The organism is Halobiforma lacisalsi AJ5 (assembly GCF_000226975.2).
Lineage (GTDB): Archaea > Halobacteriota > Halobacteria > Halobacteriales > Natrialbaceae > Natronobacterium > Natronobacterium lacisalsi.
The window spans coordinates 3696182-3709385 of the sequence record NZ_CP019285.1 but is presented as its reverse complement, the minus strand read 5'-3'; the positions used below and the strand labels follow the sequence as shown (position 1 = coordinate 3709385).

Below are 13204 nucleotides of genomic sequence, written 5' to 3'. Positions count from 1 at the left end.
TGTTTCTCACCGCGCCCGTCAGGGATCCGTCGCCCTCGTCCCGAGGAACGATCCCGTCGGCGTCTCGAGGCCGTCGATCTCCGCCCGCAGATCGCCGCTCTGGGCGTCGAAAACGAGGAGTTTCCCGGCGTCCCAGAGGCTGACGTAGACCGAGTCGCCGTCGCGCGTGAACTCGGGATGAAGCGACCGACCCTCGCCCCACTTGCTCGTGTCGATCACGTCCGCGACCTCGAGGGTGTCGGGGTCGATCCGGTAGAGCAGGTCGTTCCGATCGCCGGAGTCGAAGATGACATCGCCCCAGACGGCGTCGCAGTCGGGGTGAGAGTTGAGGAACATGCCGTCCCCGGGGACCTCTATGTCGGCGACGGGTTCGAACCGTTCCAGGTCCCAGGCCGTCACGGCGTCGGTCATCACGGTCGCGGCGAACCCCAGGCCACGGTCGCGGTCGATCGCGCCGGGACTGGGATGGGGTGGCCCGGCGGTCGGGATCCGGTCGACGACTTCGCGTCGTTCCGTATCGAGCACGAACAGGCACTCCTCGCCCTGCGATGCCAGGACGCAGTGCCGCCCGTCGGGTGCGAACAGCGCGTCGTGGAGCACGGGACCGACCGGAACGTCGTCGACGACCGGGAACGAGTCGGAACCGTCGTCCGTGCCGTAGTCGACGAACCAGACCCGACCGGCGTCTTTCAGCGCCACCAGGAAACACCGCTGGCCCGGCACGTCGAGTACCGTACAGACTCGAGAGGGAACGCTTTCGCCCTCCGGGTCGATCCCGTGGGTCCGGATTCGCGTTAGCGGCTCGAGGGTGTCGGCGTCGAAGACGACGACGTGGTTCGGGTTGTAGTACCCCGCACAGACGTACCGCGAGTCGGCCGAGACGGCGATCGACCGCCCGGATGTTCCCCCGCGGGCGCGGGCGACGAGGCGGCCGCCGTAGAGGTCGATCTTCGACACCCACCCCTGTCTGGACTGGACGTAGGCGTAGGCCCCCTCGCGGGTATTCTCGGGGAGCGATCGGTGAAAGGCGATCGAGTGGGGCGCACGGCCGACGCCCTCGACGCGGGCGATCCGCTCGTGGCGGACCGTATCGACCAGTGAGACCGCACCGGGTCGGCGTTCGGCGACCGCGAGCAGATCCCGGAGATCCGCGAGGTCGTGTCCGTGTCGCGGCGTCGCCGGAAGCGCACCGTTCGCGTCGTCGACCGGCCGCTCCCGCGATTCGGCGATCTCCTCGAGGCTCCGATCGCCGAACGACGGGGGTCTGACCGTGCTGGCGGCGAGTTGCTGGCTCATCGCTGTGGTCGGTTCCGGTTGCCACCGGAGGGGCAAATAGTCGGGCCGGAACACGTTCGCCTCGCTCGCTCCTTTCCCGAGTCGTCGCCCTTATGACTCGGCCTGCCCTACCGCGACCAATGGCAGAGCCCCGCGTACCGGGTTCGGATCCCGATCGCTCCCTCGAGCTTCCCTGCGGGAAGACGCTCGATCCTCACGACGTCGGCCTCGGGATGCGCGACTACGACTGTTCCTGCGGCGCGTCCCACGCCGTCGTCACCGACGCCCACCCGCCGTCGCGGTTCTTCCCCGAATCGCTCGTCGCGGTCCTCCAGGAGACGATCGAGACCGACGACGAGTTCGAGCAGTTCGGCACGCCCCACCTCATGGGCGTCGCCATGGAGGAGTTGCCCGAGAAGACCGTCACCTACGACGGCAGCGACGACGGCGCGGTCGGCTACGCGATGCTGTGGGTCTTCGACTTCGACTCCCGGCGGCTCCACGAGATCGTCGTCGAACTCGTCGTCGAACTGATGGAGCACGCGATCAGCCACGCCGAGGACGACGACGCGATCACCGAGTTCGAGTCCCAGATGCTCGAGTTCGACGTCGCCGAGTTCGTCGAGCAGTACCGGGCCCAGCGGGACTTCGAGAGCGCACACGACGGCCCGGTTTGACGGTCCAGGCGAGACGGGACCGCGACCCCGAACGGAGAGGCTCGTAACCAGACCTTTGTTCGTCGGGTCGAAATCGTACTCGTATCACGATGCCATTCGATCTCGATCCGACCCGGATCGTACTGGTGCTCGCGGCCCTGCTCGCTCTCGGCTTCGTCTGGTACGCCGAGGGGCGGGGACGGTGGCGGGCGCTGGTCGCGGACCGATTTCTCTACGGCGTTCCGTGGGGGACGCTGGTTACCGTCGCGCTTCTCGTCGCGTTCTACGCCGTCGTCCAGGCCGGCCTGCGGACGTGGAGCGAACCGCTGACGCTGCCGTTCATCACGTGGTCGTACTTCTACCCGACGGGGCTGCTCACGGCGGGCGTCGCCCACGGCTCGCCGGCCCACCTGGCGTCGAACACCGCCGGGACGGTCGCATTGGCTCCGATCGCGGAGTACGCCTGGGGCCACTACCCGCCGGGGAGAACCGATCGCGGAGGCCGCGACGCCGGGACTGCGGCGGGCGGCCCGCTGGCCCGACCCTGGTTCCGCGCGGTCGTCGTCTTCCCGGCGGCGTTGCTCCTCGCCGCGTTGCTGACGGCCGTCTTCGCGCTGGGTCCGGGACTGGGGTTCTCCGGGGCCGTCTTCGCCATCGCCGGCTTCGCAGTGGTGAACTACCCCGTCGCGACGGTCGTCGCCGTCGTCGCCACGAGCGCGCTCCAGGTCCTGTACGAGGCCCTGACCCAGCCGGTCGTTCGGGAGGTCCTCGAGGTCGGGCCGCCGAGTCCGCCCGCGTGGGCCGGCGTCGGCTTTCAGGCGCACCTCCTCGGGTTCCTGCTCGGCGTCCTCGCGGGACTCGCGCTGCTCCGACGGCGCGGCCGTCGACCTGCGGGGGATCGGATCTTCTTCGGCGTCCTGCTGTTCGGGATGGCCCAGGCGCTGTGGCTGCTGGTGTTGACCGACGACGACGTGTTCTTTCTCTACCGGGGGGCCGGCGTCGTCATGGTCTTCGGGCTCGCGGCGGTGACGATGGTCGCCGTCGCCGGGAGCGAGCGACCTGTACCGCAAGTCCTCGCGGCGCTGCCGACGTCCCGGGTGCCCAGTCGCCGACGCCTCGCCGTGGGCTGGCTCCTCGTGCTCGCCGTCGGCTTCCTCGCCGGCGTCGTCGGCGCGTTCCTCGACGAGTACTCCCCCATCGTAACGATCGCGCCGCTCGCACTGCTCGTCGGCCTGCTCGCGCTCCCGGCCTTGCCAGCCGTCCTCCCCGACCGCTGGATCTCGAGTCCGCTCTCCCGGCGACAGGCCGCGGTCGGCGTCATTCTGGCGTTTACGGTGCTCGTCGCGGTGCCGAGCGTCCCGCTGAACATGCTCGTGGTCGACGGCGGCCCGCCCGGTGACGGCGAAGTCGAGGTCGGCGGCTACGCCGTCACCTACGAGCGAAACGCGACGGTCGGCCAAACGCCGGTCATCGATCCGGGTCCCCTCCCCGCCGAAGACGAGACGGAAGACCAGTTCGAGAGCGAACTGAGCGGCGTGATCGTCGTCAACGACGACCGCGAGATCTGGACTCTCGGCGCACGGGACTACACTCTCGAGCACGGCGGGAACGCGACGGTCGAGGTCGGCGGCCTCGACTGGCGCGAAACCGTCGCCGTCTCGCGAACCGGCTGGGACGTAATCGGGAACGACACCGCGTACGCGGTCGACCTCGAGGTCGGGACCGACACCGTCTCGGAATCGGGCGACGCGACACGCTCGTTCGCCTCCGAGCCGATCGAAGCGGCGGTCCGGATCGACGGGCGCTCGGTCGCGCTCGCTCCGGGCGACGGCGCGGGCGACCCGTTCGAACTGCGCGTCGACGACGGGGACTCCGTCGACGCGGTCGCGGTGCCGTCGGTCAACGAGACGGCGACGATCGGCGACCTCGAGTTCACAGCGGAAGAGGGCGAGGACGGGATCCGCCTGTTCGCGACGCCGGACGCGAGCGATACCGAGGTCCTGGTCGCCGAACGGGAGACCTACGAGTAGCGCACCCACTGCTTCGATATTCGTACCGGGTCGCGACGCACGAGTTTGCCTGCGACTCGAGACGGCGACTTCACTGCGTTTTCTCGCGGTTTCACGGTCCGGACAGTTCGGTAGCCGAGCGACTGTCGGTGTCCGGGCCCCGTCGTCCGTCGTCACCGCGCGATCGGATTCCTGCCTCCGACCGTTCGTGCGGGCCGAAACGCGGACGATCGCGCAATCTATTCGAAATTCGAAATTCGATTGCGAGATTCGTACTGTATCGTGGGGCTTATTACGATGTACGAACTCCGGACGAACAAGACAAATGAGTACGGACACCGACGAAGCGACAGGGGACGGCCGCAAGATCCTGCTCATCGGCAGTGGACCGATCCAGATCGGGCAGGCTGCCGAGTTCGACTACTCCGGCGCACAGGCCTGTCGCGCGCTCCGGGAGGAAGGCGCGGAAGTGGTCCTCGTCAACTCCAACCCGGCGACGATCATGACGGACCCGGAAATGGCGGACCAGGTCTACATCGAACCGATCACGACCGACGCCATCGCCGAGATCATCCGGGAGGAGAACCCCGACGGGGTCATCGCCGGCCTCGGCGGCCAGACGGGGCTGAACGTCACCGCCGAACTCGCCGAGGAGGGCGTCCTCGAGGAGCACGACGTCGAGATCATGGGGACGCCGCTCGATACGATCTACGCGACGGAGGACCGCGACCTCTTCCGTCAGCGCATGGAGAAGATCGGTCAGCCGGTTCCCGGCTCGACGACCATCTCGCTCGAGGAGGGCGAGTCGGTCAGCGAGCTAACCGAGGAAGACCTCACGGAACGTGTCCAGGCGGCCGTAGACGAGGTCGGCGGCCTCCCCGTGATCGCCCGCACGACCTACACGCTGGGCGGGAGCGGTTCGGGCGTCGTCGACGACTTCGACGAACTCGTCGAGCGCGTCCGCAAGGGACTGCGCCTCTCCCGCAACAGCGAGGTGCTGATCACCGAGTCGATCGCGGGCTGGGTCGAGTACGAGTACGAGGTCATGCGCGACGCCGACGACTCCTGTATCATCATCTGCAACATGGAGAACATCGACCCGATGGGGATCCACACCGGGGAGTCGACGGTCGTCACGCCCTCCCAGATCGTCCCCGACGAGGGCCACCAGGAGATGCGCACCGCGGCACTCGACGTCATCCGCGAACTCGGTATCCAGGGGGGCTGTAACATCCAGTTCGCCTGGCGCGACGACGGTACTCCCGGCGGCGAGTACCGCGTGGTCGAGGTCAACCCGCGCGTCTCCCGCTCCTCCGCGCTCGCCTCGAAGGCGACGGGATACCCGATCGCCCGCGTGACCGCGAAGGTCGCCCTGGGCAAGCGCCTCCACGAGATCGAGAACGAGATCACCGGCGAGACCACGGCGGCCTTCGAGCCGGCGATCGACTACGTGGTCACGAAAGTTCCGCGCTGGCCCAAGGACAAGTTCGACGACGTCGACTTCGAACTCACCACCGCGATGAAGTCGACCGGCGAAGCGATGGCCATCGGCCGCAGCTTCGAGGAATCGCTGTTGAAGGCGCTGCGCTCTTCCGAGTACGAACCCGACGTCGACTGGGCCGACGTCTCGGACGAGGAACTCGAGGAACAGTACCTCGCCCGCCCGTCGCCGGACCGTCCGTACGCGATGTTCGAGGCCTTCGAGCGCGGCTACACGGTCGAGGAGGTCGTCGAACTCACGGGCATCTTCGAGTGGTACACTGAACGCTACGCACGCATCGCCGAGTCGACCCGCGCGGCCCAGGAGGGCGACTTCACCGAGGCCGCGGTCGCCGGCCGCACGAACGCCGCCATCGCCTCCGCGGCCGGGGCGGACGTCGACACCGTCGAACAGCAGGTGCCCGGCCGCTCGTACAAGCAGGTCGACACCTGCGCCGGCGAGTTCGAGGCCGAGACGCCGTACTACTACTCCGCCCGCAAGAACGAGTTCGAGTCCGGCCCGCTCGAGGGCCAGGCCGCCGCGGGCGAACTCGAGGTCGATCCCGACGTCGAGAGCGTGATCGTCGTCGGCGGCGGCCCGATCCGCATCGGCCAGGGCGTGGAGTTCGACTACTGTTCGGTCCACGCGGTCCGCGCGCTGCGCGAACTCGGCATCGACGCCCACGTCGTCAACAACAACCCCGAAACGGTCTCGACCGACTACGACACCTCCGACGGACTGTTCTTCGAGCCGATCACCGCGGAGGAGGTCGCCGACGTCGCCGAAGCGACCGGCGCGGACGGCGTGATGGTCCAGTTCGGCGGACAGACCTCCGTCAACATCGGCGAACCGCTCGAGGCGGAACTCGAGCGCCGCGGCCTCGACTGCGAGATCATGGGGACCTCGGTCGAGGCGATGGACCTCGCCGAGGACCGCAACCGCTTCAACGCCCTGATGGACGAACTCGGAATCGCCCAGCCGGAGGGTGGCACAGCCTTCTCGAAGGAGGAAGCCCTGCAACTGGCCCACGAGATCGGCTACCCCGTGCTCGTGCGTCCCTCTTACGTGCTCGGCGGCCGCGCGATGGACGTCGTCTACGACGACGACGAACTCGAGACCTACATCGAGGAGGCCGTCCGCGTCTCCCCCGAGAAGCCGATCCTCGTGGACGACTTCCTCGAGGACGCCGTCGAACTCGACGTCGACGCCGTCTCGGACGGCGACTCGACGCTGATCGGCGGCATCATGGAACACGTCGAGAGCGCGGGTGTCCACTCGGGCGACTCCGCGTGTATGATCCCGCCGCGCTCGCTCGACGAAGCCACCCTCGCCCGCATCCGCGAGGTCACGGAGGACATCGCCGAGGCGCTGCAGACCGAGGGACTGTTGAACGTCCAGTTGGCTGTACGCGACGGCGAAGTATACGTGCTGGAAGCGAACCCGCGCTCCTCGCGTACCGTCCCCTTCGTCTCGAAGGCGACGGGTGTCCCGATCGCCAAACTCGCGGCGAAGGTCATGGCCGGCGAGACGCTCTCGACGCTCGAGGCCGGCGAGCAGATCCCCGAACACACCTCGATCAAGGAGGTCGTCCTGCCGTTCGATCGCCTGCCGGGGTCGGATCCGCGTCTCGGCCCGGAGATGAAATCGACCGGCGAAGTGATGGGCACCGCCGAGGAGTTCGGCACGGCCTACTGGAAGGCCCAGCAGGCCGCCCACAACGCGGTCAGCGAGGGGACCGCCGTCGTCGACCTGGACCTGGACGTCGACGGCTTCGAGGAGCACTTCGAGGTCGAAACGTTCGACGACGTGCCGGGAGCGATCCGCGAGGGCAAGGTCGACTTCGTCGTCAGCCGCGACCGCGACACCCTCGAGATGGCGGTCGAGGAGGAGATCCCTTACCTCTCGACCGAAGCGGCCGCGGAGGCCTACGCCGAGGCCCTGGCGTCGTTCGACGGCGAACTCGAGGTCGACTGCGTGAGTGACCGTCCGAAACGCGCCGCGCAGTGGGGCGACGAGTAGCGACGGACTGATCGACCCGCGGTTTTTCTCCGTTCTCCGTTCTCCGTTCTCCGTTCTCCGTTCTCCGTTCTCCCGTTCTCCGTTCCCTGTCACTCCAGGACGTACCGGTCGAACCGTTCGACAGCGTAGAGGTAGGCGACCGGCGGCGCGACCAGCCCCGCGACGAGGACGACCCACGCGGCGGTCTCGACCCCGGTCGGCGAGACGGTCGCTGCTTCCCCCAGCGGCGTCACCGCGAGCAGGGCGGCCGAGACCTCGGCGATGAGCGGCGCTGCCTCGGTGTAGAGCAGGCCGGCCGCGCCGGCGGGGAGGACGATCCCCGCGGTGTAGACCACGAACGCGGACTTGCTCGGCATCACCGCCTCGCGGTTGTTGGTCACCGTGACGCTGCCGAACCGGGGGAACGCGGCCCCGATGCCGGCCGCCAGCGCCGGTGAGGCGACCGCGCCGATCGACGTTCCGACGAGCAACGCGGCGGTCACCTCGAGCGAGAGGGGGCTCGCGACTCCGGCACCGAGCGCGACGAGGACTGCGAGCGGGACGCCGACGAGCGAGCCGGCCAGCATCCGGCCGCGAACGGCGTCCCGCCCGGAGAGGGTCGAGGTCAGGACCGCGGGTAACGCCCGTCCGAGGTCGCCCAGCGGGTTGAGAGCGAAAAGGACGCCGGTGCCCCAGACCGCGTACAGACACAGCAAAACGGCGACGTACGCCGGCAGTCGACCCATCCGGATCACGTCCTGGACGAAAAACAGCGCGCCGAACAGCGGGTAGGCCGCGTAGGCGAGCCGGATCGGTGCTCGCCGCGTTCGGCGGATCGCGGTCACCGCCACGGTCCGCGCCGGCCGCGAGATCACACGCGAAAGGGTACGCTCGAGGCGACTCGAGCCAGCCGTGCTCGAGCCGGAGACCGTCCCATCGTCGGTTCGCGCCGGATCGGCGAACCAGTGGACGCGGGCGGAGGGGACGGCGGCCGCGACGGCGACTCCAGCGATCCCCACTGCCCCGACGACGGCAGCTGCTGCAGCCACGCTCGAGCCACCGACGTTCGGGACGGCGAGCAGGACGAGGTGCCCGGGCCAGCCGAGGGGGCCGTCGCCGAGCAGCGAGAACAGCTCCGCGGTGACGACGTCGAACCAGCCCGTCGCGATCGAGCCGAAGTAGGCGACCGCGAGGACGACGAGCAGGGGCGTCCGGAAGCGAGCGATCGGCTCGTAGACGGTGATCAGGTGCCGAAACCAGATTCCGACGAGGAAGCCGACCGGGAGGGAACCGGCGAGCAGGACGACCACGAACACCGGCACGACGACGACCGGAAGCACCGTGCCGGCCCCGGACGCGAACGCGGCGGCGAAGACGATCGCCGCGGGCAGGAACCACAGCGAAAACAACACCAGTTCGGCCCCGATCACGCCCACGACGACGGAACGGAGCCGGGTCGAGACCAGCAGACAGGCCGGCTCGTCGACGTCTGCGACGGTTGTCACGGTCCGGATGGCGGCCATCAGGGTCAGGAAGAGCCAGCCGATGGCGGCCCCGCTGGTGGCGACGTCGGTCGCGGTCGCGACCGCCTCGGCGTCGAACTCACCGGCAGCGATGGTCTCGCCCAGCGCGGGCAACAGAAGGAGACTGATCGCCATAATCGGGCCGAACGCCACCACCGCGATACCGGCCAGTACGAGGAGCTTCGTTCGGTCGCCAGCGACGGTCCGGATCGTCCGGCGACACTCCGTGCGGGTGACCGCCGTCGCCGGGCCGCTCACTGTCGACCACCGCTGGGGCTCCGTCCGTCACGTTCGGGGACCGGTTGCATGATCGCTAGCGCGTGATGCTCCCAGTAAACGTTTTGGATCGCTGTCACTCCTCGAGCGGTCCGCTCGAGTTAGAACGCTGAAACTATACGGGTCGGCCGCCAATCCCCGGTCGATGGCCGGCTGGCAGATCGCCGCTCGGATCGGCGCGTACTCCGCGGGAGCGACGCTCGGGAGCCTCCTCGTCGCGTACGGGATTCGGGAGGTGCTGTTCGCGACGGGGCAGTCCTGGTATCGGTACGCTGCCGTTCAGGGAAGCGGCGCGTTGATCACGTTCGTGGGCTGGGTGATCCTCTTGCTGACGTTTGTCAACCTGTACGGGGACCTGGCCGAATCCGGGGTCGAGCGACCGAAGCGCTCGAGTCGGTGAGCCGCCGGACACCACAGGAGCTGTTCTCGGTGTCTCATTGGTTCGGTACAGGTTGGCTGTTCTCGACAGGCTTCGTCCGGCTCCGGGCGATTCCGTCGAACACCCGGCGAGGCTTTCAGTACGCTTCGCTCGAGTCGAGTACCACCGTCTCGCCGGCCGTCATCGAATCGCCGGGTTCGACCGCGAGATCGTCGGGGTCGACGGACGGTGGGAACACGAGGTCGACCCGGCTGCCGAAGGCGATGTGGCCGAGTCGGTCGCCGCGCTCTAAGTCGTCTCCGGGGTCGACGTAGGGGAAGATACGGCGGGCGAACGCGCCGGCGATGAGGGTGAGCGTGGCGTCCCCGGCTGTGTCGCCGTTTCCATCCGCCTCGACGTCGTCCATCCCCTCGTTTTCGTCCGTCTCGGGCCTCGGTTCGATCGCGACCGACGGCAACTCCGGTGAGTCCGTCTCGAGGCGCACGTGGACCCGTTCGTTGCGGTCCGACTCCTTCGAGAACGCGGGGCGGTTCGCCCCGGAGACGTGCTCGAGATCGGTGACGGTGGCTGCGAACGGCGAACGGACGACGTGGACGTGCCAGACGTTCATGAACACGCCGAGGCGGACGCGGTCGCCTTCCTCGCGGAGGACCGACACCGTGCCGTCCGCCGGTGAGACGACCCCGGTCGGGGGCGGCGTCCGCTCCGGGTCGCGGAAGAACGCGAGCGTGCCGACGCCGACGGCCAGCGCGAGCAGGCTCGCGGCGACGCTGTACAGGAGCGCGAAGGGGGCGGCGAGCAGCGGGAGGATCGCGTACTTCCAGCCGCCCGGCGCGACGTTCATGTCCCAAACGAGGGGAGCGATTCGTATGGTCGTTACGGACGGCCCCGGTTCGGTGGCGGCCGAGATTCACACCCGCTCGCCCGATCACTCGGCGGCCTCGATCGCCAGCCGGATCCGGTTCGCGAAGACGTTCATTTCCCCCGTCGCGTGGTTGCTCTTGCTGACGAACGCCGAGACCCCTGCCTCGAGCGCTTCCTCGACCAGCGGTTCGAGCGGGTTCCCGGTAAAGAGGATGAACGGGACAGACGCCCCGTCGACCGCCTCCTCGAGCGACGCCGCGAGGTGGATCCCGCTCTCGTTGAGGAGTTCGTAACTCGAGATGACGCAGTCGAACGTCGACGTATCGAAGACCGCGCGCGCTTCGTCCGCGGTCGCCACGGCTTCGACCTCGAACCCGTGTTTCCCCTCGAGCGCCTGGCTCACGTGTTCGATCATGAACTCGCTGTCTTCCACGAGGAGAACGGAGTACGATGACATTGAAAGGATAACTCTGCCGACTTCTCATAAATCGTTTGGCAACTCGAATTCCCTCTTCGTGTGCCTTCTACGGCCCGAGATACGTGAATGCGGTGGAAAATTTCACCGATGATTACGGGATCGAATCGGGGCCGGACTCGACCCCGGGCAGCGTAACGGTCACCGCCGTCCACTCCCCGGGTTCGGACTCGACGCTGATTTCGCCGCCATGTCGGTCGACGATCCGTCGCGAGATCGCGAGCCCGATTCCGGTGCCGTCCTCGACGTCGTGGCCACGGTCGCCACGCTGGAACACCCGGAAGATGCGGTCTCTCGCGTCCGGTTCGATGCCGATCCCCTCGTCGCGGACGGTGATCGCCCAGCGGTTCCCGTCGCGGGTTGCAGTCACGTCGATCCGCGGCGGCTCGTCGCCGCTGTACTTGATCGCGTTGCTCACGAGGTTCTGGAAGAGCTGCCGGAGCTGACTGGCGTCGCCCTCGACGACCGGCAGCGGCTCGACCGCAAGCTCGGCATCGCTGTCGGCGATCAACACCCCGATGTCCGTCGTTACGTCCTCGAGAACGGCCTCGAGATCGACGGGTTCGAACGGCTCGCCCCTGGTGTCGATCCGCGAGTAGGCGAGCAGGCCGTCGATCATCTCCTTCATGCGATCGGCTCCGTCGACGGCGAACTCGATGAACTCGCGGCCGTCGGCGTCGAGTTCGTCGCCGTACCGGCGCTCGACGAGCTGGAGGTAACTCGAGATCATCCGCAACGGTTCCTCGAGGTCGTGGGAGACGGCGTATGCGAACTGCTCTAACCGCTCGTTCGACGCCTCGAGTTCGTCGACGGTTTCGTTGAGCCGGCGTTCGTACTCGCGGCGCTCGATCCCGGTCGCCAGCAGCGAGGCGACGCTCTCGAGGAAGTCCAGGTCGTGGTCCGCGAACTCGTCGGGATCGGTCTCGGCGTCGTAGATCTCGAGGACGCCCCAGGGATCGGCCGCGGAACCGATCGGGACGGCGACGGTGCTCGTCACCTCGGCCGCGGTTCCGGGCGGCTCGGGACCGCTCGCGTCGAGGACGACGGGCTCGGTGGCCTCGAGCGCTTCGCGGGCGAGGGCCATTGCCGGGCCCGGGGCCGGCTCCGGCTCCGGCTCCGGCTCCGTCCCACTCGCACCCGCGCTTACGCCCGCTCTTGCTGTCGTGCCCTCGTTCGTGTTCGCGTTTGCGTTCGAGCGCTCGAGAAGATCCGTACGGCCGGCGCTCGCACGCAGGGAGAACCGCTCGGGGTCGATCCGGTCCGCGTCCCCGCCGAGTTCGAACACCGCACAGCAGTCCGTGTCCAGCCCCGCGTCGACGAGTTCGGCCGCCTCCTCGAGGAGGGAATCGACGTCCGACGGATCCAGCGCCCGCTCTCCGAGGTAGGCGACCGACTCGAGTTGGGCGACCTTCTCCTTCAGGGAGCGTTCGGCCTCCCTCCGCGGCGTGATGTCGCGGAAGAGCCCGACGAAGTACCGCTCGCCCTCGTAGACGAAGTCGTTGATCGACACGCCCAGGGGGACCTCGTGGCCGTCCGCGTGCTGGCCCGGAAGTTCGACGTACGGCCAGTTCAGGTTCCGCTCGCCGGTCTCGAGGTACCGCTGCAGGGCTTCGAGGTGAGTCCGGCGCAGCCGCGGCGGAATGATGGTGACCTTGCTCGAGCCGACAAGTTCCTCGGGCGCGTGGCCGAGAATGCGCTCCACGGCGGGGTTCGCGTACCGGATGTCGCTGTCCGTATCGAGCACGATGATCCCGTCCGGGAGCGCGTCGGCCAGCGCACGGAACGTCTTCCCGTACGAGAGGTCGGCGTCCGACGTCTGGCTCGGCGCGGTCGCCGCGTTCGGGGAACTCGGATCGGGGTCGACGGTCCCGGCGATCCAGGGCTCGTCGCCGTCCGGGCGGAACGGCTCGAGGTGGACCTCGGCCGGAACGACGGTGTCCGTCGCGGTCCGTATCGAAAGACGTCGCGACGCGGGCTCGGCCGGGTCGTCGATCAGGGATCCGAGCGGGAGTTCGTCCTCGTCGAGGATCGACTCGAGCGGCCTGCCGCGGAGTTCGGCGCGGTCGTAGCCGATCAACGACGCGAACGCCGCTGTCGCCTCGACGATCGTTCCGTCGGGCGTCGCGCGGAACCCTGCGACGTCGGCAGCCGACAGTAATCTGTCTACTCGAGCGGGCGCGACCGCGGGAGCGGAGCGATCCGACTCGGAACGGTCGTCCCGCTCGTCCGACGGTCTCGAGGGTGGCCCGAATCCCATCGCCCCGGTTTG

General features: G+C 68.4%; 9 protein-coding genes. 4 read left to right on the top strand and 5 right to left on the bottom strand.

Translation table 11 applies throughout. From position 1 onward, the window contains the following. Window positions 1-18: 18 nt before the first annotated feature. Complete coding sequence (locus CHINAEXTREME_RS17995; protein ID WP_007142581.1) at window positions 19-1296, bottom strand: cytochrome D1 domain-containing protein; 1278 nt, start codon at window positions 1294-1296, stop codon at window positions 19-21. A gap of 119 nt (window positions 1297-1415) precedes the next feature. Between CHINAEXTREME_RS17995 and CHINAEXTREME_RS17990 the strand changes: the two genes are divergently transcribed. The 3 genes from CHINAEXTREME_RS17990 to carB all read left to right on the top strand — a co-directional run bounded on the left by CHINAEXTREME_RS17990 (window position 1416) and on the right by carB (window position 7439). Next, window positions 1416-1952: a DUF5815 family protein gene (locus CHINAEXTREME_RS17990; protein WP_007142580.1), complete on the top strand. Its 537-nt coding sequence runs from the start codon at window positions 1416-1418 to the stop codon at window positions 1950-1952. 89 nt (window positions 1953-2041) lie between these two features. Then, window positions 2042-3961 (top strand): rhomboid family intramembrane serine protease, encoded by a 1920-nt coding sequence (locus CHINAEXTREME_RS17985; RefSeq protein ID WP_007142579.1) that lies wholly within the window; start codon window positions 2042-2044, stop codon window positions 3959-3961. A 304-nt stretch (window positions 3962-4265) separates the two neighbouring features. Continuing rightward, window positions 4266-7439, top strand: a complete 3174-nt coding sequence (gene carB / locus CHINAEXTREME_RS17980; protein WP_007142578.1) for a carbamoyl-phosphate synthase large subunit — start codon at window positions 4266-4268, stop codon at window positions 7437-7439. Window positions 7440-7528: 89 nt separating this feature from the next. Here carB and CHINAEXTREME_RS17975 read toward each other — a convergent pair whose 3' ends face one another. Further along, window positions 7529-9199: a hypothetical protein gene (locus tag CHINAEXTREME_RS17975; protein ID WP_007142577.1), complete on the bottom strand. Its 1671-nt coding sequence runs from the start codon at window positions 9197-9199 to the stop codon at window positions 7529-7531. Window positions 9200-9362: 163 nt separating this feature from the next. Between CHINAEXTREME_RS17975 and CHINAEXTREME_RS17970 the strand changes: the two genes are divergently transcribed. After that, entirely contained in the window at window positions 9363-9617 is a 255-nt protein-coding gene (locus tag CHINAEXTREME_RS17970) for a hypothetical protein (RefSeq protein ID WP_007142576.1), read from the top strand. A 115-nt stretch (window positions 9618-9732) separates the two neighbouring features. Here CHINAEXTREME_RS17970 and CHINAEXTREME_RS17965 read toward each other — a convergent pair whose 3' ends face one another. From CHINAEXTREME_RS17965 to CHINAEXTREME_RS17955, 3 genes are all read right to left on the bottom strand, one after another. Further along, complete coding sequence (locus CHINAEXTREME_RS17965; RefSeq protein ID WP_007142575.1) at window positions 9733-10440, bottom strand: protein sorting system archaetidylserine decarboxylase; 708 nt, start codon at window positions 10438-10440, stop codon at window positions 9733-9735. Between the two features lie 84 nt (window positions 10441-10524). Further along, a complete protein-coding gene (locus CHINAEXTREME_RS17960) occupies window positions 10525-10917 on the bottom strand; it encodes a response regulator (protein ID WP_007142574.1) in 393 nt (130 codons plus the stop codon). A 112-nt stretch (window positions 10918-11029) separates the two neighbouring features. Further along, window positions 11030-13192, bottom strand: coding sequence for a PAS domain-containing sensor histidine kinase (locus CHINAEXTREME_RS17955; protein WP_007142573.1), 2163 nt, complete (start codon window positions 13190-13192; stop codon window positions 11030-11032). Between the last annotated feature and the right edge of the window lie 12 nt (window positions 13193-13204).

What these genes read in the sequence shown, in the direction of transcription:
- CHINAEXTREME_RS17995 (WP_007142581.1), bottom strand. Translation starts at nt 1,296, where the DNA reads ATGAGCCAGCAACTCGCCGCCAGCACGGTCAGACCCCCGTCGTTCGGC.
- CHINAEXTREME_RS17955 (WP_007142573.1), bottom strand. Translation starts at nt 13,192, where the DNA reads ATGGGATTCGGGCCACCCTCGAGACCGTCGGACGAGCGGGACGACCGT.
- carB (WP_007142578.1), top strand. Translation starts at nt 4,266, where the DNA reads ATGAGTACGGACACCGACGAAGCGACAGGGGACGGCCGCAAGATCCTG.
- CHINAEXTREME_RS17960 (WP_007142574.1), bottom strand. Translation starts at nt 10,917, where the DNA reads ATGTCATCGTACTCCGTTCTCCTCGTGGAAGACAGCGAGTTCATGATC.
- CHINAEXTREME_RS17970 (WP_007142576.1), top strand. Translation starts at nt 9,363, where the DNA reads ATGGCCGGCTGGCAGATCGCCGCTCGGATCGGCGCGTACTCCGCGGGA.
- CHINAEXTREME_RS17990 (WP_007142580.1), top strand. Translation starts at nt 1,416, where the DNA reads ATGGCAGAGCCCCGCGTACCGGGTTCGGATCCCGATCGCTCCCTCGAG.
- CHINAEXTREME_RS17965 (WP_007142575.1), bottom strand. Translation starts at nt 10,440, where the DNA reads ATGAACGTCGCGCCGGGCGGCTGGAAGTACGCGATCCTCCCGCTGCTC.
- CHINAEXTREME_RS17985 (WP_007142579.1), top strand. Translation starts at nt 2,042, where the DNA reads ATGCCATTCGATCTCGATCCGACCCGGATCGTACTGGTGCTCGCGGCC.